The organism is Micromonospora aurantiaca ATCC 27029, assembly GCF_000145235.1.
GTDB classification, from domain to species: domain Bacteria; phylum Actinomycetota; class Actinomycetes; order Mycobacteriales; family Micromonosporaceae; genus Micromonospora; species Micromonospora aurantiaca.
Genome location: NC_014391.1, coordinates 1,945,443 through 1,966,879, shown reverse-complemented (window position 1 = coordinate 1,966,879; position 21,437 = coordinate 1,945,443). Strand labels below are relative to the sequence as shown.

The following is a 21,437-nucleotide window of genomic DNA, read 5'->3' as shown; positions in this document are numbered from 1 at the left end:
TTGGCCGTTGGCAGTGCGACCCACCGCGCGGGCCACACTCCGTGTCCCGAAGCTGATTGTGGGGCTTCCTGCCATCGGCGCGACATCGAGCCCGCTGAAGGAAACTCGCGGTGTCGGTGGCGCACGAGCCTGACGAGATCATCATCCCGGCGGTGCGTCGAGGCTGACGAGTCGCCGTAGCAAGCCGTGATCCGAGAAGGTGTCGGCTCCGCCTGAAAACTGACCACGTGGTTCCCCGGCTGAATCGGGAGCACGTCCTGTCAACGAGCGGGCCGTGGGAGCGGATCGGGAGCGACCTGAGCCTAACCTCGATGATTCGCGCCTGACGCCGGCTCCTTCGGCCCGGCGCTCCTGATCGCTGTTGATCGATATTGTGTGGTTCCGGGCATGGTGGTGGGCCGTCTGTCGCGGCGGTGGGCGTGGTCTCCTGGGGTCCTCCGGGTTGTTGGGGCAGCGGCTGTGTTGGTCAGCCGGGGTCGGGGATGGCCGCGATCCGGTTGAACGCGGCGGTGATCTGTTCGGCCCAGGGCCACCTGGACGGGATGCGCAGCGTGCGGCGGCGTTGGCCGTGCACGAGGCGGGCGGCGGTGTGCAGGATCCGGTAGCGCAGCCGTTTCGGTTCGGCCTTGGCCAGGTCGCCGTCGAGGCCGATGAGCTGCAGCCACGCGATGAGGTCGACGGCGATCGCTGCGGCAATGCACCAGGCCTGGTTGATGGCGAACTCGCGGGAGGGTAGCCGCCCCAGGCCGGTGTCCTTGGCGCAGCGGATCCGGTCCTCGACGCGGGCGTGGGCCCGGTGACGGGCCTCCAACCACTGCAAGACACCTACCGGGGTGTTGGTGGCGAAGGCGGTGTAGCGCCAGCCATCGCGGTCCTCGAACAGGGTCAGTTGGGCGCCGGGGTGGGGGCGCTCCCGCCGGACGATGACCCGCATCCCGGCCGGCCAGCCTGGCAGGGGCAGCAGGCCGGTCAGTTCGGCGACGGCGGCGCCATCACGCACACCGCCATCAGCGTTGATCGCCGGCGACCACGCCGAGGCGGGTAGGGCGGTGATGGCGGTGCGTTCGGGTTCGCCGATCGACCAGCCGAGGGAGTACTCGACCCGCCGGCCGCGTTTGCTGTCCTGCTCGTGGAGCCAGTCAAGGACGGCGTGGGTGGCTGCGGCGGAGTCACCGCGGATGAGCAGGTGCCGGCGGTGTTTCGCGGGGACCTGCGCGACGGCTTGGGCGAGCACGTCGAGGTGATCGGCGGCCGTGTTCGCGCCGGCGTTGCCCGGCCGCAGCGTGATGGCGAGCAGCTCGGCGGTGTTGTCGCAGGTGACCAGGATCGGGTGGAAGCCGTAGGTGTGCTTGTAGGTGGCCGCGGCGCCTTCCTTGTCGCTGTGCGCGATCACGATCGTGGAATCCACATCGAGGACCACCACGCCGGTGCCGATGTCCCGGCCCGCCGCCCGTGCCGCCGGTGGGCCGCCGAACAGTTGCCACATCCGGGCGCGTACCTTCGCCCGGGCCTTGGCGATGCGCCGCAGCTGCACCACGCCGATCTCGTCCAGGGCCCGCCACACCGTGGTGTCCGAGGCCACCGACCCGAACACCTCCTGCTGGTGGCGCAGCACGTCGATGTCCGCGATCGCTTCCCCACCGTCAGCGATCATCACCGCGAGGTCGACCAGCACCCGACCCCGATCATGCACCGGCCACCAGCCGGCCCGGGCCAGCCCCGCCGACAACGCCACGGTCAACCCGGCCCGATCCGCCAGCAACCGCAGCAACGCCGCACCGACGTGCGACACCACACCCGAACCACCCGCGGTAACCCGCAGATCCCGCGACCACGCCGTAAGCTGCACCTCGGAAGTGCCTCCCCCAGAGAGAAACCTGTAGATGTCGCAATCACAAGTTTCCCTTGCAGGGCAGGCACTTCCGCTCATCTACACGCCGACGAACAGCGCATCTTGGCGATCACGGTGAATCACCCAGGCTAGAGCCAGACGACCGTTTCGGGGTTCTCCCTGGTGGCGACGGGCCACAGTGGCCGCAGGCGCAATCGCACATCCGAAGTCCTCGAGGTAGGCGTGCACGCAGGAACCGTCGCCGACGCCGAATGGTGCAGGCGTTCGGCGGTTCTTGCAGCCGGCGTTGGTTACGCCCTTCGGCCACGAGCCAGACCAGCCGTTATAGAAGCAGTAGAAGGCCCAGACGTTGTCCCGCTGGGCCTGCTCCAGCAGCAGGTCGTACTGCCGGCGACCCCTGACCCAGTGGCCGAGTTGGGCATAGACGCCGTCATCGTCAAGTTTCTTGGCCTGAAATCGCAGCCCGAGCCAGCGCGTGGTGTCGCTTCCTATCCACCACTCAAAGTCGGCGCCGTTGTAGGGCTCCTCGGTCTTGTCGAACTTGTAGACCTCGATTGGAGCACCTAGTCGGTCCAGCTCGAACAGGTTGTGGTCAGTGAGTGACTCCTCACCGAAGGCCAGGCCCCGTGATGGTCCGACCGAAATCTTGTGCCACGTCTGGGCAGCGAGATCATTAAGTATGTCGACGAGGAGTCGAACGTCCTCTTTGGTGCATATCTGTCGCAGAGAAGTCTGCTCGATCATGCAACTAGCAAACCACCGGTGTCAAACAACTGCTCGGCGACATCGACAAGCTCGTGCCGTCCGGCCACAACCATCATCCCACCGAGGCGGCGGGCCCGCGGCTGACCGGCGGATCGGGTCTGCCGCCGTCTGACAACGCGGGCCGGCGTTAGCCTCTCACTGGGACCGGCCGCCCCACGATCGCCTCACTCAGGTGGTCCCGCCGCCACATCGACGCCGGCGTCTGCGAGCAGGGTCAGCGCTTCGGGGAAAGGGCTGTTGAGCGGGCCGTGGTGGATGCGCATGCGGCTGGCAAATTCATTGTCCCGGGCAATGCGGGTGGCGCCGCCGAGCGCAGTGAGCCGGTAGTGCCACCATTGCACCGCTCCGTCGCGCTGCTCGACCCGCATCAATTCCTCTGCCGCCCGAGCGGCTATGGCCCATCTGCCGTTGGCGCTGGTGGCCCACACGGCAGCGACGTCGGCGCCGTCGATGGTGTCGAGGGCTTCGGCCGCTGCGGGGAACGGGTTGGTGAAGGTGCCGTCGACGTGGAGTACGGCGTCGGCGTGCCGGCGTACCCGCCAGGCCGGCCGGTGGTCCTCCAGCACGTCGATGGCGGTGGCGATCGGGTCGTTGTCGACGATCATCGCCACAGTGCGCATGACGTCGTCCGGGTCGATGGGGAAGCCGCGGCTGTTGCTTATGGCCTCCGCGTGGTCGGCCACGAGAACGGCGTCGGCGGCGACCACGAGGTGAGCGGCCCGGTGAGCGGCTGCCTCGTAGCGTAGGTACTCGGCGGGGCGGCCCGTCGTGGGTAGGTGGTCACGGATGAGATAGAGAGCGACGGCAGCTACGCTCGCGACGTTGGCCTCGATGGCCGCTGGAACGTCGTCCAGGTCGAGTGTCTCCACCACCCTGGCGAGCACGCTGATCCATCCGTGTTCGCCGTCCGGCCTCTCCCAGGCGCCCAGCTCGACGCCGACGAGCACCAGCGTCCCGACAGCCAGACGGTCGACCGCGGGCAGGTGGGCGAGGTCGTTGCGAACGGCACGGGTCAGAGCGTGGCCGATGCGGCGCAGCTCGCGCAGCGCTCGCTCGTCGGTGTCGTCGTCTGGGTCGCTCTCGCCGTGCGCGCTGCCAGAGCTGTCGGCCTCGGCGTTCTCCCCGGTCAACGGGTCGATGTCGTCGTTAACGGTGTTCGCATAGTCTTCGTCGAGCCCGGCGGCGCGTTCGTCGCTGAGCATGTCGGTCGGCTGGAGCAGGTCGCTGCCATAGGTTGTGGTGGCAGCGGAGAGGGCCGCGAAACCGCCGAGGGAGAAGTGGAACATGGCCGCCCCGAGCCGGCTTTTCGCGTCGTCGCTGTAGCGCAGCCAGTCCTCGGAATCGGTGTCGAGCTTCGGCGTGCCGGTGGAGGTATCCGACTCGCCGGCGGGGCCGCCGGTTCCACCCACTGCGGGCAGGGCGATGCTGGCGCGCGCGGCGGCGAGTTGGCGGACCCCGTGGAGCCACCGTTCGGCCAGGCGCGCGTCGGCGAGGAGCTCGATCGGTCCCTGGGCGCTTCCGCGGGGCTCGTCGCCCAGGCGGAGCATCGTGCGTGCGGGATCGGTTACGAACACAAGGTTCCCGTCGCGCGGGACGCCGTGCTCGGTCCACACCGTCCGCACCCGGGATCCGCCGGGCAGGTCGATGCCGGCGATTAGGTGGTGGACGGCGCCTTGGGGAACGGCGCCGACGTCGGCCCAGGTGTCGAAGTCGGTGTTTGCGGAGGCCAGCACCCGTGCCGAGAAGGGCGTGGGGCGGGCGAACGTGACCTGCAATCCATCGACGGCGCGGGTCGCCGCGAGAAGCGTGGCCCCGGTGGCCTTGTCGGCGTGTCTGGTCGCGCTGATCCGCACGGTGGGCACCTCGTCGAGGCGGATCGGTACGCCGCCGGGAAACAGCGATGCGGAGGGCTGGGCGAGGACACCGAGCTCGACGTTGCCGCCGTCGGCGACGGACTTGAGCAGGGCCATCGAGGAGAGGTTGGGACTGCCGGTGAGCGTCCAGCAAGCGCCGTCGTCGCCGATGGCTTCGACGAGCTTGCCGTGGCGGTAGGAGCGGTGTTGGTCCTGCACCACCTCGAGGTCGATGCCGAGATCGTCGATCACACGGGCTATCGCCTTAGGTTGCACGACGGTCCGGTGACCGGACTGCACGGCGAGTGTGACGCGTGCCGGGGTCAGCCGCAGCAGCAGATCCTGGATAGCCTCGGCGCGCTCGTCGTGGAACGGCGCGTACAGCCGCAGGCACTCCACGGGCGTGGCAGGCAGCTGGTCGATGATGGGAGCCTCGGAGGTGTGCACCAGGCGGTGGCCAGTGTCGACGACCTTGCCGTCGTTGAACGCCTCGAGGGCGGTGGCGGTGCGACCCATCGCGTCGGCGGCGGGCGGGCTGATCGCGCACAGTCGGGCGATGCTGCGCAGCCATTCGGCCGCGTCAAGGACCAGCCGCGGACATCTGTCGCGATCTGCGGCGGCGATCGTCCAGGTTTCGGCGTTGAGGTGCCAGCCGCCGACCGAGAGGTTGCCCGAGCCGACGGCCACCAGCGCTCGCGCGGGCCCCACGATGACGGTGAGCTTGGGGTGGAACGCGCTCCCGGTAGGGGTGGCGGCAAGCCCGTGTATGTAGCGGGTGCCGGCGTTTCGGGCGGCGCGCGGGTCCGGGTTGGACATGCGTAGATCACCGACGACCGCAACGCGGGCGCCGGTCGCCTGGGTGACGCCGAGCACGGCACGCTCGAAGAAGCCGAGGTCTGCGTTGAAAGTGCAGAACAGGGCCTCCCGGGCCTGCCGGTCGGCTTGTTTCTCCTCAGCGAAGATGTACGGCAGAGGCGACGGCACTGTGACAACGTCGCCGGCGTTCTGGTAGTCACCTACGACGACGTCGGAGGGCTGGTCAAGCAATGAGATCTCCCCGGCCACCGATCTCCCACACCTCGTCGGTGCGGGCGAGCAGGCCCATGCCGGCGAGGATGCCGGCCAGTTGGTCCCACCGCAGCGAGGCGGAACCCGCGGTCTCGTCGGAGTCGCGGAACAGCAGGTCATCGCGCAGATGCACCCGAGTGGGAATCTTGAGCACGCCCTTTCGGGGATCGAGGCGGGCCTTGGCCAGCGCGAGCCGCTGCGACCGGTCGACCATCGTGTCGGTAAGCCATCGGGCGAAGTCGCGCAGCGGCCTGTCGTGCCATCGGTCAAGCTGGTCGGCCAGCCACCGCGGCGCCAGCTCCTCGTAGCGATCCTGCGTCTCGTGTCCCTCGAAGCCGTGCAGCTGCCGACCGGTCAGCTCGCGCACACGGCGACCGCCTAGGGCCAGCACGCTGAGGTCGCGCACGGGAGTCTCCAGGCCCATCAGTCCCGGATCGTGCTCGGCGGGCGCCGGCTGTCCCACGCTGTCCATGGTTCGTGGCAGCCCGTCCCGGAACGCTCCCACGGTGTTGTCGGGGAGCAGGTCCGCGAGATGAGCGGCCAGCTCCGCGCGGGGCGTGATCCCTTGGATGCCGTTAACAAGCCAGGCCCAGAGGCTCCGCCACGCCGTGACGGAGTAGTTGCGCAGGATGAGGCCCCGCCACTCGTCGGCCAGCTCCAATGCGGACAGCACCGGGTCGCTCATCGCCTCCGGCTCGTATGCCAGAAACCGGGACACGTCCCGGGTTACCCGGCGGACCTCTGTCAGCTGAATCACGCGCGCGATCATGCGCAGCGTCTGCCGGCGGACACCGGCCCGCGTCGCGGGCGTCTCGGCCTCCGCGGCGGCGAATAGTCGAGCGAGCCAGGCGCCGTCCGCGCTAGTGGCCGAATGGCAGACGCACAGCGACTCGTAGGCGTCGAGCGTCGCGTCGTCGAGCGTCCGCCTGTTGACCAGGTCGAGCACGTCACCGAGCCCTTGAGCGACAGCGCCAGCATTCATCTGGTCACCGGGACCGATGTCATCGGCTCTGGTCACGATTCGGAGCAGAACCTCGGAGCCCCGGTACGCCGGCCAAAAACCCCAACTCGGCTTGGCGTAGACACCCGGCGCGGCCAATTCCGCCACGTCCACGCCGCCGTCGGACGCCCGCCTCACGATCTCGTCGTATCCATGTGGTCGGGACAGCGCCTCGTGGACAGAGCCAGCGCCGCGGTAGTGACGCGCCGACACCGCCCCAACGACGACCTCAGCCCGGCGCAACAGGCTCTGCGCCGCGCTGCGGGCCAGGCCCCGTCTCTGCGCCTCCGCGGAGATCAGACCGTGAAGCGCGTAGTAGCGGGCGTTGAGAGTAACCGTCGTGACCCCGGGGACAAGCCGATCTACAACGTTCATGGTGAACCGCTCCACCGACAGCGGAAACCGGCCCGCGTAAGTCCTTGATCCTGAGGACGACCACGCAGGACCAGTCACCACGGCCGCCAGTCTGCCGCCGGCTCCGACTCGGCGCAAGCACGGACGAGGGAACCGCAGCCACAGCCAGCGATGACCGTCCGACACCCGTCGCCGTTCGCTGCCGCGCCGATAGGCTGTCCGGGTGCGCATGGCTGTCCTCGGACCACCCGGCTCCGGCCGTGAAACCGTCGCCGGCGCCATCGCCGCGCGTCTCGGCGTTCCCGCTATCAGTCTGGCGAACATCACCCAGGCCGAGATTCGAGCGAACACCCCGCTGGCGCTTCAGGCCCGACAGCATATGAACGCCGGGGAACTCGTGCCCGACCGGGTGCTTCTGGCCATGATCCGTAGCCGCCTCACCCAGCCTGACGTTGCCAGTGGCTTTGTCCTCGACGGTTTCCCCAACCACGTCATCACCGCGGTGGCACTCGACGCCCTGTTATCCGACCTCGGCACACCCCTCGACCGGGCAATCAACCTCGTCCTTCCCGACACCGAGGTCCTACACCGCCTGGCCGGCCGCCGCACCTGCCGCGACTGCGGCAGAACCTGCCAGACCGAGTTCACCACTCCCCTACGCCCCGAGGTCTGCGAACGCTGCGGAGGAGAAATGTTCCAACGCGTCGACGACCACCCCGACCGGATCACCGCCGGCCTTCAGTCCTATCGGCCCGCCGCCGCAGTCACACTCAACCACTACCGCGCATTGGGCAAACTCACCTCCACCAACGCCACCCTCACCACGGCCGAGATCACCGCCGAAGCACTCGCATGACCCGGCACGCCCGGCGCGCTGACATTCACAGCGAGCCGTGACCGCGCCGGTGCTCACCCACCAGCGACCGCAGCCTGGCGGCGGCATGATCCTTGCGTCTACGTAGCCAACCCGCTTTCTCGGTAAGCCGAACTCTTCGACCTCGACCTCTCGCCTGTAAGTTCTGGGCGCATCGTCCGGCACCGTCCGCGCAGGTCTCTGACGTCGAGCGTTGATCTGCCGCCAGCCGGTATCGGCTCTCACGGTTCGGCCCTGTTGCTGTCACCGTTGCTGTTGGCGGCAGCAAGGTTACTGGCACCCTGGAGCCGGCTCTAACCGACTACCGTCGACCCGTGCTCGATCCCGTAACTGTGGTTGCGTCCGCTGGAGTGGTGTACGACTTGCCCGTGATGGTTGCCAGGACTCGTGCGCGCCCGTGCCGCGCAGCCGGTCTTCCCTTACCTTCGTACAGGTCCGGTGTCCGTCTGCTCCCCCGCCATCGCCGCGCCGAACGTGATACAAGGCTCAGCAGTCGTCCTGCTTCCACTTGCCGTCTTCCCGCACCCACGGCTCCTTGTTCTGGTTCAGGGCAGGCACGTCATAGGTGTAGGTCACTCGGGCCAGATCGCCTGAGATCTGCGCCTCGAAGGTCTTAATCGGCATCGCCTTGCCGTACATCTGCTTGGCGGCCGCCAGCATGCCGGTGAACTCGCTGAGGGTCACGCGTTCCTTGCATCTGGCCGAGAACAGCTCGTAGCCGACCGTAGGCTTCGCGTCGAGGAAGGCGTCCGAGTACGCCACCGCCGCCTGGCGAAGCTTCGCCTCCTCGCTGGCGGCCTGAGCGGTCGGGCTGGCCGCCGCATCCGACGCCGTGCTGGAGGCAGGAGCTGGCGATGTCGAGGTCAGTGCGGCTTCCGGCCTATCGGCGTTGCTGCTACAAGCAGTGAGGGGAAGCAGGCAAAGGGGCATTACGATCATGGCTTTCCGGATCATGGCGCGCACAGTACTGCTGCGATAGCCCTCGATACTCGACGGGAGCAGGACGGTCGGCTCGGCTAACAGCCCTGCAGGTGGTCGGCGGGCGTCGACCCTTCCTGCGTGAGGGCGGAGGACACAACGACCGCAACGCCCCCCGATGCCGCGGAGATCGTGCCGCCCGCGGTATGCACAGCCCTTCACCTCCCCGCGAGGACCGGCTCCTCGCGGATGTACGGATGGCTGTACAGCTCGTACCGCCGTCACCTACAGTCCGATTCCGCCAACACCATGGCGCACGGGAGGGGGCTGATCGCGTGTCGGCGTACGGTCGTCACGATGACGAGTGGGACGTGCTGGTGCGCGCGGGCAAGCAGTTCCTGCGCGAGCGGGCGTTGATGGAGCGCGACACGTCCTACACCGAGATGAGCGTGACGCTGGCGCGGCGTACGGGCTACCTGGCGTTCGACTTTTCTGAGCAGGCCGAGCGTGCTGCGATGGGCTTTCTGCTGGGCCGGATCGTCCGGGAGACGTATCCGGTTGTAGGGGCGATGATGTCGGCGCTGGTGATCTACCTTGATGCGAACGACGCCGGCCCAGGCTTCTATCAACTCGCGCAGGACATGGGTTTGCTCCAGAAGGGCGCCTCGAAGCAGGCTCGAGAGGCGTTCTGGATCCAGCAGGTGCGAGGGACCTTTGACCACTTCCGTACGGGTGGCCGACTTTGAGTTCGAGCCGGACCATGCTGGCTCTCGCCTGGACCGGTTGGCTTCCGCTGGACGACCGGGCCGTGCGCCTACAGGTGCCGCGAGGCCCGGGGCTGTACCAGGTGAGGCGCATCGGTGACAGTGCCCTCGCCTACGTCGGGCAGACCGCTGAGCTGCGACGCCGACTCGGTCAGCTATGCGTTCTCTATCGCGATGAGATGCCGTACAACGACCCGCACACGGCCGCTCCTTGCCTGTGGGTCATGCGCACCGCCGACGGCGCCAAGTTCGAGTTCTCCCTCGCGGAGTTCGCCGGGGACATCAGGGAACGCAGACTGGCAGAGTGTGTTGTGCTTTCGCGGCACCGAGCGCGGTTCGGTCGCTCGCCGACGGCCAACTTCGGACGCGTGCCGGACGGGTGGGTCAAGTCCACAGGTAACAACGCGGCGCTCGTGAGGGCGGGCCGCCGGGCACGCGGTTACCAGGACTCCCGCGCTTCCCGGCCTGCCGACCAGGGCCCAGTTCTTGACCTTGGCCGGGCCCCGATGGCCTGTGACTGGGCCCAGCTTCCCTGGAGCTCATGGAGTTCAGGGCCGGTCGCGGAGGCGGTGGTGGGCGTCTACCGAATCCGCCGGCCCGGCCAGGCGCGCCTCGTGTACATCGGCCAAGGGCTGATCCGGGCCCGACTGGCCGCTCATGCCGCCAAGAGCCAACTTGAAGGCCACCGGCAGCGCACCGCGTTCAGCCAACCCCTCGAAAGCTCCTGGGCACGCCTGCCGGGCTGCTCCCCGACCCAACTGCTCGAGATCGAGTGCGACCTGATCGCCAGTCACGCCCTCACAACAGGATTCGCGCCCGAGGCTCAATTCCTGGGTTGACGGAGGGTCGCCTCCAGCTCAACCGGTCGATGCGCCGCGACCACTTCAGGGCCGCCGAAGAGGTCCCCGAGCAGGAAACCCTAACCAAGCGTGGCCCGCAGTCGAGGGCATCCGCCGACTGACCTGCGCGAGCCACAGACGCTGACACTTTCGAGCCCGCCGAAGAGCTCATCATGCCAAAGGCGCTGTCGGGGCGTCGGGTGCATCGGCGGTCAGCGCGAGAGCGTCACTACACCAGTTCACGGGCAACCTGCGTACCCAGCCACAGTGCCGCGGCGGCGTGAGGAACGGTATTGAGCGGAGTCAACCGCTGCCTACCGGTGAGTTCGAACCGATCGTCGAGTTCAACGCGAATCGAGTCCAGTCTCTTGCCGTCGATGTCGTCTCGGTCGTCCTCGAACTCCCAGTTCAGGTTGAATCCATGCTGGCGGCACCTGAACTCCGATCCGCTCACCAGCTCATCAAACCAGCCTGACTGGCGGACCAGCACGAGCACGTACACCTCGGGGCGGAGGGTGAGCAGCGGCACCGAGATGCCGGTGTACCTAATCTCGACCGCCGGTCGCTGCCCCATGGGTCCGGGTTGAGTGGCGTCGAGCAGGTGCTCGATCGGCCAGATGCCCCCGAGCGCATCGCGGAGGTCCCTGCTGTCGTAGGCCAAATCGTTATACCCGAACAACTCCTCGGCGAACTCGCGAAGGAAGGCCCGTTTCACCGAGTACTCCGCGCGCTCACTGCCGTACCGGGAACTGGTCGGCGCGAGGATTCCGGAGGGAAAGACGTGCTGGAAGCCCGGATGGGTCTTGACGTCCCCGGATCTCCGGCTCAATAGCGCGCTGTACCCCTGCTTCTCCTTCACGATCATTACTGCCGCCACCGACAAGGCGGCCGCCCGGTGGGCGCCGTTGAAGAGCTCGTTTCCGCCAGCCCGTTCTCGCAGCCAGGCACGGCGCGGAAAGTCGCTCAACGACCACACGGCATTCGGCCGGCGGCTCACGACGTTGATGAACTCCCGCTCGAGCATTTCGGAGGTCGCCACCGACTGGAAGTAGGTGCCGTAGCGAGCATGAATGCTGAACCTCCCGGGGCCATCACGCTCGATCTTGTCGAGCGCAAACGTCTCCGCGTTGAACCGCCGAACTCCGTCGCGCCGCCAGTAGGTGCGTCGGAACTCCGCCCTGCCACGGTTGTCGAAGCCACGGCCTTCCGCGTCGTACCGACGTCTGTCGGGCCGTACGTGATCGATGATGTTTCCAATCGCCGAGTCGAGATCGCCCCGCAGCTCGGGTGCCGCGACCTCGGCCCAGATCGGAAAGGTGAAGCCGCCCAGCGACACCAGCGGGGCTTCGGGGTACAGCCTCCGCAGCGTTCCTTCCCAGCCCGCTGCGCCGAAAACTTTCCTCACGCGACTGTCTGTGATCGAGTACCGCCTGCTTTCCAACTCGGCCACGCTCCGTAGCGGCCACGGGCCAGCCCGGTGAGGAGCTGTACTTACCTGGACCGCTTTATGCGGCACAGCACAAGTACATCCATCGGACCGACCGCCAACGGGCCCCTCGGCTATCACCCCTGGACCGACGGCCGGCCCGTCGCGGCGGGAACCAACCTCGATCCTCGCCACCACCACAAGCAGCAACAGGAAAACTCCGACCGCAACAAGCAGCCATCGCCGACTGGGCAGGTCGACGCCATTGGTGACCAGATTGCCGGCCAGAGCGAGCAACGCGTATGCAACTACGGCAACCCTCGCCCGGGCCACGGCCACTCCGCGCTTGCGCCTGTCTCCCCGGTCCATACCAACCCCTGCCGTCGGGCCGCCGAGACGATAGCAGTTGTCACAGCCATCCGCCCCCGCGTCTGAAAGCACGGCCGACTATCTGTACAGCAGCGCCTGCCCAGCGACATTAGGGACTCGAGGCCCAGCTGAACTCCACCGGCCGGACAGCGTCGGGTCGATCAGGAAACCGGATTGCCTGGCTCTTCGGGCACGCCGAAGAGGTCACCGCCCAGGAAGCCCTGGTCAGATGGCTGCTAGTGGGATTCGAGTCTCAGCCCTCGGAATCACATCGACGCGAGCACGACGCGAGCCATAGCCATACGTCGATACGGCAGGGCCCTCTCGACCGGCGTCAACGGATCCCCGGACGGCAGCCGGCACCAGCAGGAAAGGGAGCAGCGCACCCTGACCACTTCGGAGGTCTCTGGGAGTTCACTGCCACTCGCTCGCCAGCATCGTCGCAGGTCACGGTGCCCCTCTCCGCCCAAAGCCAGTGAGCACTTCGGACACGGTGATCACTTCGCCACGCTGCACCCAATCTGCACCCACCTCAAGGCTCGAACACTCACAAGGTCCTTACCGCCTTGAGCTGCGAATACTTCCCTACCAGGCGACATAGAGTGCCGTTGACTGCTGTTCACTGCCGTTGAGTGCAGTTGTGTGAAACAGGACGCCGCAGCGACTCTGACCTGCGAAAACGAGGACCCGCAGGGCGTGAGGGGTGTAGTTCAGTGAGCCATTTTCATCGTGACGGCGCAGGTCACGGGCGGTGTGGGAGGCCGGTGTCCAGGTAGGACGAGGCTCCCGGTAAGACAGCAATCGACCAAGATCAGATGCCCCAACCGGGAGCCTCGCTGTGCTGTCTTACCCTGCCGCGATTCCGTTGTCCACCCGCAGCCTGAACCACCTCGCCGCCCTCATCCGAACCCGCCGCCAGCAGCAACGGTCTCGGTGGCGACGCCTCGACCCCGGCCGGCAAGCCCTGCTCGCCCTGGCCCACCTGCGCAACGGCGACACCTACACCCGCCTGGCCGCCGGATTCGACATCGGCGTCACGACCGCCTGGCGTTATGTCCGCGAGGCCATCGACCTGCTCGCCGCGACCGCCGACGACCTGGCCACGGCCATGACCAGGATCCGTCTGCTCGCCTACGCAATCCTCGACGGCACCCTGATCCCGATCGACCGGGTCGCCAACCAGAAGCCGTACTACTCCGGAAAACACAAGCGTCACGGCGTGAACGTGCAGGTCATCGCCGACGCGGCCGGGCGTCTCGTCTGGGCCTCGGCCGCGCTGCCCGCCTCGACGCACGACCTGACCGCCGCCCGCACCCACGGCATCATCGACGCCCTGGCCAGCACCGACGTGATGACCTTCGCGGACAAGGGCTATCAAGGCGCCCCCGGCAGCGTGCGCACCCCGTTCAAGCGGCGCCGCTTCCGGCCGAAGCTGTCACGCCGGCAGAAGGCCGTCAACCGAGCGCACGCGAAGATCCGCGCCCGCGGCGAACGCGCGATCGCCACCCTCAAGACCTGGAAAATCCTGGTCAAGCTGCGCTGCTGCCCACGCCGAGCGACCGCGATCGTGCAGGCCATCCTCGTCCTGCACCGCGTCGAAGCCGACCGCCACGCAGGATGAAAATGGCTCAGTGCCGTTCAGTGCCGTTGGCCGTTGTTCAACGCCGTTCAGTGCAACCGGCTGCTCCCAATCTGCTCCCCCAATCTCGGCCGCGAGACCGGCGGTAGCTGATCGACTGCCAATTACTCTCTGTCGGCAGGCCGACGCCGGCTGCGAGGAGTTTGGTACGGCACCACGTCACCTGACGCCGGCTACTCCTGCGGCACCTCGGCCGACGGGCCGTACCGAAAGGCGCAGGTGCTGCTCGACGACCATATCGCCGGCATCTCCGTGCCGTACCCGTACATCTACACCGGCGGCTGGTCCAACCCGTTCCTCTGGTACGCGATCCCCGCGCCGCGCGCCTTCAACATCCAAGCAATCCGGTACGACCGGACCCGTTCGTGGGGCTGCCCACCGACGGTGCGCGCCCCACCGGATGCGGGTGCGGACGATCGGGGCGCCGGCCGGCCAGTCGGGCTGGGGCACGCCGACGAACTTCCTGGTGTGGCGAGACTACCGCAGCACGCAGACCACCGGACTGCTCAGCAACCAGCTTGGCGCGCTGCGCAACGACGTGACAGCTACGTCGAGGGCGACACCCACCAGGTTGACGTTGACGCAGCGCACCGGTTCCGCACAGTCGGCTGGCTCGACACCTCCCACGGCCGGGTGGTCCCTGTCTGCCAGGCTGAGATAAGACAGCCTTCCCGAGCGAGCTAGGCTCGACGGGAGACAGGAAGAGGATCATCGTGACACTACCCAACACGCCTGGTGAGCAGGGCGGACGGCCGAAGCGGCGGGCGTTCACCGCGGAGTACAAGCTGCAGATTGTGGCGGAGTACGACGCGGCGAAGGCTACGGGTGAGGGGGCGGCGATCCTGCGTCGGGAGGGCCTGTACCACTCCCACATCCTGGAGTGGCGTGCCGCGCGGGACGCCGGGGCGTTGACCGCGTTGGGCGCCCGTAAGAGCCCGGTGGGTGAAAACCGGCGCCGTAGCGCGGAAGCGGCCGAGTTGGAGCGGTTGCGGCGGCGTAACGAACGTCTGGAAGCGGATCTGGCGCGGACGAAGGCCGCCCTGGAGATCATGGGAAAAGCGCACGCGCTCTTGGAAACACTGTCCGAGAGCGCGGAGGACACCCCGACGCGGCCACGCCGGCGCTGAGTGAGGCGTTCGACAAGTTGGTGCCGCTGCTGGGTGTGGCCGGGGCGTGTCGGTTGACCGGCCGGTCCCGCGCCACGCACTACCGGCGTCAGCAGCCGCCCGTGGTGTCCCGACCACTGCGGCCGAAAACACCGCCGCCGTCGACGCTGACCCCAGCCGAACGCCAGCAGGTGCTGGATGTGTTGCACCGGGATGAGTACGCGGAGATGTCCGTGGCGCAGGTATGGGCCCGTGAACTCGACCAGGGTATGTACTGGTGCTCGCAGTCCACGATGTACCGGATCCTGCGCCAGGCGGGCGAGAGCCGGGAACGCCGCAGGCAGGCCACCCACCCGCCACGCACGATTCCGCAGCTGGCCGCGACCGGGCCGTCGCAGGTGTGGTCGTGGGACATCACCCGCCTGAAAACCACGGTGCGGGGCGTGTTCTACCACCTGTACGTGATCATCGACGTGTACTCCCGGTACGTCGTCGGCTGGCACGTCGCCACCGGCGAGGACTCGATGCTCGCCCGCGAGGTGATCGATGACGCCATCACCCGCAACCAGGCCCGACCCGAAATCTTGCACGCCGACCGCGGCTCGTCGATGACCTCCAAACCCGTCGCCGAACTCCTCGCCGACCTGGACGTCACCCGCTCGTACTCCCGGCCCCGGGTGTCAAACGACAATCCGTACTCCGAAGCACAGTTCAAGACGTTGAAGTACTGCCCCGCGTTCCCCGACCGGTTCGCCTCCCTGCACCATGCCCGCGAGTTCTGCACCGAGTTCTTCACCTACTACAACCACGAGCACCGCCACTCAGGTATCGGTCTGCACACCCCCGCCTCGGTGCACTACGGCACCGCCAGCGACGTGCACGACCAGCGGCAACGCATTCTCGACGCCGCTTGGCGGGCCCACCCCGACCGGTTCACCCGCCGCCCCCGACCCCCAGCCCTGCCCGACACCGTCTGGATCAACAAACCCACAGCTCAACCCACCGAACTACAGAACACCTGACCACGAAAACGTCTCACTTGACTTGACAGGTTCCGGTGACCACCGTCGAGCAGGCCCTGGCCAATCAGAACGAGCACTACTGGGGATCGGACGAGCGCCCGGACGCCCAGCAAGTGACCTGGACCGACACCTCAACGGTGACGGTGTCCAGGCCAGGGGCACCGGGCCGCACGGCGCCTGCTACGACCGGCAGTAACGGGCGCACCGTGTTGTCGGTCGGCGAGCGCGGCAGAGTTGCAGCCGTTGTATGTTGCAGTGATGGACCTTGACGCCTTGCGGGTGAGAGCAGCTGCTATCGCTGAGCTCTATGACCGTCACAACATTGCCGCTGGTCGCGAGCCTTGGAGATCCAGCGATCTGGCCTTGGGGTTCGTCGGTGACGTAGGAGATCTAGCGAAGCTGGTGCTGGCGGTGGACGGGCGTCGGGAGACAACCGATGCTCACCAGCGCCTTGGCCATGAACTGGCGGACTGCCTTTGGTCGGTTCTGGTTCTCGCTGATCGATACCGGGTCGACCTGGCTACGGAGTTTGCACGCCTGACCGCGGCGATCGAGCAGCAAATCGGAGCAGGAGACGTTTGCGAAACAAGATAGTGTCTTCATCCTTAACATCGGTGCGCCGTCCGCTCGCACCGAACCAACGGTAGCCATGTTGGGATCGCCCCCGGGGAGGGATTTCGACAGGTCCGAGGCCACGACGCTCCACTGTCTTCGGCGGGACGCCCGTCAGCAGCCTACGGCCTGCCAGCCTCTGACCCTCCAGCCCACCAATGCGGTGGCTGGCCCGGAGCCAGCCCTTGCCGCCAATGGCTCATTCCCGGATCATGACGTGGTCCGAGACTAGTTATTATCTGCCTCTAGATCAGCTAGCCGAGCCGCCCTGCGTGGCCGGAGGCAGTGTCATTGCAAGCAGAAAAGCTGGAGTATAGGTTGAAGATCCTCGTCACTGGCGGCGCCGGTTACATCGGCAGTGTGGTGGCCCATAGCTTGTTGGCCTCAGGGCACGAGGTCGTGATCGTCGATGACCTGTCGACGGGCTACGCGGACAACCTTCCTACCGGGGTGAAATTCCACGAGATATCGATCCACGATGTCGACCAGGCCTTCACCCAGCGTGACGGCTTCGACGGGATCGTTCACCTTGCCGGCAAGATCGAGGTCGGCGAATCCGTGGTGCGGCCCGAACTGTACTGGCAGACCAACATCGTCGGAACGTTGAACCTGCTTGACTTCGCACGCCGGGCCCGCATCTCCCGTTTCGTATTCTCCTCCACCTGCTCGATGTACGACTCCTCGGGCATGGCACCGTTGACCGAGACGACGGCCGTCCGCCCGGCGAGCCCGTACGCCCACAGCAAGCACATGGTCGACACGGTTCTCGAGAGCGAGGCACGGGCTCACGGCCTGGCTGCGGTCAGCCTCCGGTATGCCAACGCCGCTGGCGCAGTTGACCGGCTTGGCGAGCGCCACGAGCCGGAGAGCCACCTGATCCCGATCGTCCTCCAAGTGGCCGCCGGCCGCCGTCCGCACCTCATGTTGTACGGGACCGACTACCCGACGCCGGACGGCACCTGCGTTCGAGACTACATTCACGTCAGCGACCTGGCCGCGGCACACCTGCTCGCCCTCCAGCACGCCGTGCCGTACCAGCATGAGATCTACAATCTCGGTAACGGCAACGGCTTCAGCAACCTGGAGGTCATCGAAACCGCCCGCGCGGTCACCGGACATCCGATCCCTGTGCATGTGGCAGACCGGCGGGCGGGGGACGCGGTCGTCAGCGTCGCGTCGAGCGAGAAGGCCCGGACCCGCCTCGGCTGGGTTCCCGCTCGTCCCGAGCTGGCAGACATCATCGGGGACGCGTGGGCCTTCGCGAAGAGTCACGAGATCGAAGAGAGATCATGATCACCGCCGCGCGCCCTCGCCTGCGTCGGCTGTTGCCGACGTCCGCCCCTGCTCGAGTGCTGGTGGTCACGACCGTGGTCAACACGATCGGCAACGGGCTCTGGGTCACCATCAGCATGCTGTATCTGACGCGGGTCGTAGACCTCGGCGCCACGCCGGTCGGTCTCGGGCTCACAGTCGCGGCGGCCGTCAGCTTCGCGGCGAGCACCCCCATGGGCTATATGGCGGACCGTTACGGCCGGCGCCGCTTGGAGCTCGCCTCCTACCTCGGCCTGGGGGCTGCTTGCGGCAGGCATGCTGGTTTTCGCTGGGCACTGTCATGGCGGGCACCGCGATCACTGTAGACACCGCGTTCGCGTACCGGTCGCTGATCGTCGCGAACGCGCTCAGCTACCTGGTGTCCGCGGCCTTCGTCACCCGTTTGGCCGAGGTGGAGCCTCTTGCACTCCGCCGATGGCGGGAAGCGCCTAATCGCGCTGCGGGACCGTCGTTCCTCACCTTCGTCGCCCTCGACGGACTCATGTCGATGCACTTCGACATCCTGAACGTGGTGCTGCCACTGTAAGCGGTGAACCGCACAGGCGCTCCGCCCTGGCTCGTCTAGGTGGCCTTCCTCACCAACACCGTCACGGTCGTGGCACTGCAGGTACGGGTGTCGAAGGTACTAACAGCCTGACCGGCGCCGCCGGGGCGAGCCGCCAAGCCGGCTTGTTCAACGGTGCCGCCTGCCTCGTCTTCGCGGTGAGCGGCCTGCCGCAGGGGTGGCTCGCGGCCGCTGCGCTGATGGTGGCGACGCTGCTGCAGGTGCTCGGCGAGCTGAAGCACTCCGCCGGCGGCTGGGGTATCTCGTTCGACCTGGCGCCGGACCACGCGCACGGTCAGTATCAGGCTGCCCACTCCACCGGCGCCCAGTTTGGCCGCATGATCGCGCCGGCGGTGCTGACCTGGCTGACGCTGGACCTGGGCTGGAAGGGGCTGGGTCGTCCTAGCCTTGTGCCGCACTCGGCACCTGGGTGCAACGCACTGTCGTTCGGGCGCAGCGGCCCGAGGCGCTCGACGGCAGCCACGAGGTCGTCAGGCGAGTCGACCGTAACGGCCTCGACCGAGCTGATCCCCGCCTGCGGCAGCACCCGCCGTTGGGTGATCTGTCCCAGGGACGCTCGACGGACGATACTTCCGGCAGACCACTTTCGACGGCGATGAGGTCGGCCAGTTCCACCCTTCCATCGTGGAACGTCGTCACCCCGCCGAGGTTTTCCCTGCGAGCGAGCCGACGGGATCAGACTCGTCGAGCAGGACCACCTCCGCGAGGCGGGCCGCGGCCGCGACGGGGGCTGGCGTGGGCCACCTGTGCGCGCACCGCGATGACGAGTTCGCACAGACCGCGGGGCGGCGAGCACCAATTCGCCGATACCGACGACTGCGCCGACTCCGTGTACGACCGCGACGCGCGGGAGCGGCAGCGCCGGTTCAGTCATCGGCGGTCCCGCCGGCATCGACCGACGTCGTTTGCCCGAACCACCGGGCGGCGCACTCGGCCGCCACGGCGGCGTAGGCGCCCTCTAGGAAAAGCACGTCGATCGGGAACTCGATGCCGAATGCGGCCTCGATGCGCTCCGTCAGCCTGATGGCGGATAGAGAGTCACCGCCAAGGTCGGAAAATTCTGGTCGGGAGCAGCCTCGCTCACGCCCAGCTCCGCACACCAGGCCACCTCCAAGGCGGTGCTCAGCTCGCTGTCCATCCGCATTCCTTTGGATGAAGGGTCAAGTGGTCAGGCGGCGCCGGCGAGGCTGCGCAGCCACAACTCGACGTTGAGCCATTGCCAGATGCCGAGGTAATGGTTGCCCTCACCTCGACGGTGCTCCTCCAGGTACCGCAGGATCGGCTCGCGTTCGACGATGCCCTGCTCGACGATCAACGCCGACGCGAGCACATCGCGGATGTCGTCGTGAACGTCCGTCCGGAACCACGTCGCAGTGGGCACATTGATCCCCTGCTTGTCGGCACGGTCGAGAACCGCGTCCGGAACGAGTCCGCGCATACTCTCCCGTAGCACCCACTTACGCACTCCGTGGCGCAGCTTGTACTCGTCGGGCAGCGCGAAGGCCAGCTCGACGATGCGGTGGTCCAGGAAGGGTGGACGTGTTTCCACGCTGAAGGCCATGCTGCTCCTGTCCTCCGGGCACAGCACGATCGGAATCGTCTCGTACGCCAGCTCTTGGTAGAGCTTCGCCGCCAGGTAGCCGCGATCGCGGAAGACATTGACGCGGGCGATGCCGGAGCGACCGGTCGCGGAGAAGTCACGGCCGAGAACGTCCGCGTACCGCGCGGGGCGCACCCTGGTCGCGATCGCCGCACCGGTGCCATCGGAGAAGTACTGCACCACGGGGTCAGCGTCGGTCACGATGGGGCCGGCTAGGGCGGCGAGGGCACCCGATGACACCAGCTCCCCCGCCCGACCCGACCGTTCGGCTGCGTGGTAAGCGTCGTGGTGGGCGTACCCGGCGAACAACTCGTCCCCGCCGTGCCCGGTGAGCACGACGCGGAAGCCCTCCGACGCCACCGCGGACATGAGACGCCAGTGCGCATACCAGGTCTGGGTGAACAGCGGGACGTCGTGGGCGGCCACGATCCGCTGCAGCGTGGGCAGGAAGTCATCCGGCCCGATCGCCACGTCGACGTGACGGCCGGGAAGCGCCCGACGTGTCTCGGCGATGTAGGGCCCCTCGTCAGAGCCGGTGCGGAACCGGGCGGAGAAGGTGGCCAAACCGGCATGCGAAGCTCGGCCCGCCGCGGCGGTTACCGACGCTGAATCGACCCCTCCGCTGAGCAACACGGCAACGTCGGTCGAGGCCCGCATTCGGATCCTCACCGCGTCGAGCAGCAGCTCCCGTAACCGTTCCGTTGCCTCCCGCTCGTCGGCCGGCGTCCAGACGTTGCTCGGATCTAGGTGCCAGTAACTCGACGCGGTCAGCTGACCGTTTGCGTTCAGCCGGTACACGTGCCCGGGCCGGACCTGCCGAATGCCCTCGTAGAAGCTCTCCTCCTCCTCGTGCACCCAGCGGTAGTTGTGTGCGAGGTAGCGGTACAGCATCTGCTGGTTGGGACGCAGCTCCACCTCGGGATGTCCAGCGAGGACCTTGATTTCCGAGCCGAACACGAACGAACGCGCGGTACGGACGTAGAACAGGGGCTTGATGCCGAGACGGTCACGGGCGAGGGTGAGCACTCGTGTGCTGCGGTCGTAGACCGCCAGGCTCCACATGCCGTTGAGGCGAGAGAAGCACCTCTCGCCCCACTCGCGGTAGGCATGCAGCACGACCTCGGTGTCAGTGTCCGTGTGGAAATCATAGCCTCGCCCGCGCAGCTCATCACGAAGCTCCACGTAGTTGTGGATCTCACCGTTGAAAACCATCCAGAGGTGGCCGTCGTCGGTGGCGACCGGCTGTAGACCATCGGACGGCTCACCGACGATGGACAACAGCCGGTGCGCCAACCCCGCGTGCGCCGGCCGGCCGTCCTCGGCCGAAGCGCCACGACGAACCTCGTCGCCGTCGAATGTGACCAAGCCGCATCCGTCCGGGCCGCGGTGGCTTATCAGGTCGGCCATCTTGCGCAGGACCGGCTGCATCTGGACAGCACCGTTGAAGCTGGTCACACCTGCGATTCCACACACGTCAAC

Annotated in this window: 21 protein-coding genes; 12 read left to right on the top strand and 9 right to left on the bottom strand. The window is 67.3% G+C overall.

All coding sequences use genetic code 11. From position 1 onward, the window contains the following. Nucleotides 1–466: 466 nt before the first annotated feature. From MICAU_RS09320 to MICAU_RS09305, 4 genes are all read right to left on the bottom strand, one after another. Nucleotides 467–1,849, bottom strand: coding sequence for an IS1380 family transposase (locus MICAU_RS09320; protein ID WP_013285047.1), 1,383 nt, complete (start codon nucleotides 1,847–1,849; stop codon nucleotides 467–469). Between the two features lie 81 nt (nucleotides 1,850–1,930). Continuing rightward, on the bottom strand, nucleotides 1,931–2,596 hold the full coding sequence (locus MICAU_RS09315) for a DUF6615 family protein (RefSeq protein WP_013285046.1): 666 nt from the start codon (nucleotides 2,594–2,596) through the stop codon (nucleotides 1,931–1,933). Between the two features lie 185 nt (nucleotides 2,597–2,781). Then, nucleotides 2,782–5,535, bottom strand: coding sequence for a phospholipase D-like domain-containing protein (locus tag MICAU_RS09310; RefSeq protein ID WP_013285045.1), 2,754 nt, complete (start codon nucleotides 5,533–5,535; stop codon nucleotides 2,782–2,784). Next, a complete protein-coding gene (locus tag MICAU_RS09305) occupies nucleotides 5,510–6,928 on the bottom strand; it encodes a hypothetical protein (RefSeq protein WP_041798911.1) in 1,419 nt (472 codons plus the stop codon). The genes MICAU_RS09310 and MICAU_RS09305 overlap by 26 nt, the downstream gene beginning before the upstream one ends. A 193-nt stretch (nucleotides 6,929–7,121) precedes the next feature. Here MICAU_RS09305 and MICAU_RS09300 point away from each other — a divergent pair, with 193 nt between their 5' ends. Continuing rightward, on the top strand, nucleotides 7,122–7,748 hold the full coding sequence (locus MICAU_RS09300) for an adenylate kinase family protein (RefSeq protein ID WP_013285043.1): 627 nt from the start codon (nucleotides 7,122–7,124) through the stop codon (nucleotides 7,746–7,748). A gap of 504 nt (nucleotides 7,749–8,252) precedes the next feature. Here MICAU_RS09300 and MICAU_RS32430 read toward each other — a convergent pair. After that, a complete protein-coding gene (locus MICAU_RS32430; protein ID WP_157547402.1) occupies nucleotides 8,253–8,720 on the bottom strand; it encodes a nuclear transport factor 2 family protein in 468 nt (155 codons plus the stop codon). Between the two features lie 335 nt (nucleotides 8,721–9,055). On the opposite strand from MICAU_RS32430, the gene MICAU_RS09290 reads away from it, so the two are divergent. Next, entirely contained in the window at nucleotides 9,056–9,430 is a 375-nt protein-coding gene (locus MICAU_RS09290) for a hypothetical protein (protein WP_218917879.1), read from the top strand. A 590-nt stretch (nucleotides 9,431–10,020) separates the two neighbouring features. Then, entirely contained in the window at nucleotides 10,021–10,287 is a 267-nt protein-coding gene (locus tag MICAU_RS32425; protein WP_157547401.1) for a hypothetical protein, read from the top strand. A gap of 229 nt (nucleotides 10,288–10,516) precedes the next feature. Here MICAU_RS32425 and MICAU_RS09280 read toward each other — a convergent pair whose 3' ends face one another. Then, the gene (locus MICAU_RS09280; protein WP_157547400.1) at nucleotides 10,517–11,737 is read right to left on the bottom strand and encodes a hypothetical protein; all 1,221 of its coding nucleotides are present in this window, start codon (nucleotides 11,735–11,737) and stop codon (nucleotides 10,517–10,519) included. 1,183 nt (nucleotides 11,738–12,920) lie between these two features. Here MICAU_RS09280 and MICAU_RS09275 point away from each other — a divergent pair. From MICAU_RS09275 to MICAU_RS31485, 9 genes are all read left to right on the top strand, one after another. Continuing rightward, the gene (locus tag MICAU_RS09275) at nucleotides 12,921–13,703 is read left to right on the top strand and encodes an IS5/IS1182 family transposase (RefSeq protein ID WP_013285023.1); all 783 of its coding nucleotides are present in this window, start codon (nucleotides 12,921–12,923) and stop codon (nucleotides 13,701–13,703) included. Between the two features lie 129 nt (nucleotides 13,704–13,832). Further along, on the top strand, nucleotides 13,833–14,405 hold the full coding sequence (locus tag MICAU_RS32420; RefSeq protein WP_157547438.1) for a peptide-N4-asparagine amidase: 573 nt from the start codon (nucleotides 13,833–13,835) through the stop codon (nucleotides 14,403–14,405). Between the two features lie 29 nt (nucleotides 14,406–14,434). Further along, entirely contained in the window at nucleotides 14,435–14,848 is a 414-nt protein-coding gene (locus MICAU_RS09270; RefSeq protein ID WP_013285038.1) for a transposase, read from the top strand. Next, the gene (locus MICAU_RS09265; RefSeq protein WP_145755722.1) at nucleotides 14,845–15,849 is read left to right on the top strand and encodes an IS3 family transposase; all 1,005 of its coding nucleotides are present in this window, start codon (nucleotides 14,845–14,847) and stop codon (nucleotides 15,847–15,849) included. The genes MICAU_RS09270 and MICAU_RS09265 overlap by 4 nt, the downstream gene beginning before the upstream one ends. Before the next feature lie 258 nt (nucleotides 15,850–16,107). Further along, nucleotides 16,108–16,443, top strand: a complete 336-nt coding sequence (locus tag MICAU_RS31835) for a nucleoside triphosphate pyrophosphohydrolase family protein (RefSeq protein WP_114919813.1) — start codon at nucleotides 16,108–16,110, stop codon at nucleotides 16,441–16,443. A gap of 336 nt (nucleotides 16,444–16,779) precedes the next feature. Then, entirely contained in the window at nucleotides 16,780–17,754 is a 975-nt protein-coding gene (gene galE / locus MICAU_RS09260; protein WP_041799221.1) for a UDP-glucose 4-epimerase GalE, read from the top strand. After that, entirely contained in the window at nucleotides 17,751–18,098 is a 348-nt protein-coding gene (locus MICAU_RS31495) for a major facilitator superfamily protein (protein WP_013285034.1), read from the top strand. Before galE ends, MICAU_RS31495 begins: the two co-directional genes overlap by 4 nt. Further along, nucleotides 18,074–18,319 (top strand): hypothetical protein, encoded by a 246-nt coding sequence (locus tag MICAU_RS31490; RefSeq protein ID WP_013285033.1) that lies wholly within the window; start codon nucleotides 18,074–18,076, stop codon nucleotides 18,317–18,319. Before MICAU_RS31495 ends, MICAU_RS31490 begins: the two co-directional genes overlap by 25 nt. A gap of 143 nt (nucleotides 18,320–18,462) precedes the next feature. After that, nucleotides 18,463–18,957: a hypothetical protein gene (locus MICAU_RS31485; protein WP_049794823.1), complete on the top strand. Its 495-nt coding sequence runs from the start codon at nucleotides 18,463–18,465 to the stop codon at nucleotides 18,955–18,957. Between the two features lie 267 nt (nucleotides 18,958–19,224). On the opposite strand, the gene MICAU_RS33645 is transcribed toward MICAU_RS31485, so the two are convergent. From MICAU_RS33645 to asnB, 3 genes are read right to left on the bottom strand one after another with little or no spacing between them, the layout of a single operon-like run. Beyond that, the gene (locus MICAU_RS33645) at nucleotides 19,225–19,377 is read right to left on the bottom strand and encodes a hypothetical protein (RefSeq protein ID WP_377648423.1); all 153 of its coding nucleotides are present in this window, start codon (nucleotides 19,375–19,377) and stop codon (nucleotides 19,225–19,227) included. Next, complete coding sequence (locus MICAU_RS33410; RefSeq protein ID WP_275896030.1) at nucleotides 19,374–19,496, bottom strand: hypothetical protein; 123 nt, start codon at nucleotides 19,494–19,496, stop codon at nucleotides 19,374–19,376. Before MICAU_RS33410 ends, MICAU_RS33645 begins: the two co-directional genes overlap by 4 nt. Nucleotides 19,497–19,526: 30 nt before the next feature. Beyond that, on the bottom strand, nucleotides 19,527–21,431 hold the full coding sequence (asnB, locus tag MICAU_RS09245) for an asparagine synthase (glutamine-hydrolyzing) (protein WP_275896029.1): 1,905 nt from the start codon (nucleotides 21,429–21,431) through the stop codon (nucleotides 19,527–19,529). Nucleotides 21,432–21,437 lie beyond the last annotated feature (6 nt).

Bases quoted from the DNA above. Each gene is read 5' to 3' on its own strand.
- MICAU_RS09315 (WP_013285046.1), bottom strand. From the start codon at position 2,596: ATGATCGAGCAGACTTCTCTGCGACAGATATGCACCAAAGAGGACGTT.
- MICAU_RS09300 (WP_013285043.1), top strand. From the start codon at position 7,122: ATGGCTGTCCTCGGACCACCCGGCTCCGGCCGTGAAACCGTCGCCGGC.
- MICAU_RS32430 (WP_157547402.1), bottom strand. From the start codon at position 8,720: ATGATCCGGAAAGCCATGATCGTAATGCCCCTTTGCCTGCTTCCCCTC.
- MICAU_RS31835 (WP_114919813.1), top strand. From the start codon at position 16,108: ATGGACCTTGACGCCTTGCGGGTGAGAGCAGCTGCTATCGCTGAGCTC.
- MICAU_RS31495 (WP_013285034.1), top strand. From the start codon at position 17,751: ATGATCACCGCCGCGCGCCCTCGCCTGCGTCGGCTGTTGCCGACGTCC.
- MICAU_RS31490 (WP_013285033.1), top strand. From the start codon at position 18,074: ATGGCGGGCACCGCGATCACTGTAGACACCGCGTTCGCGTACCGGTCG.
- MICAU_RS33410 (WP_275896030.1), bottom strand. From the start codon at position 19,496: ATGGACAGCGAGCTGAGCACCGCCTTGGAGGTGGCCTGGTGTGCGGAG.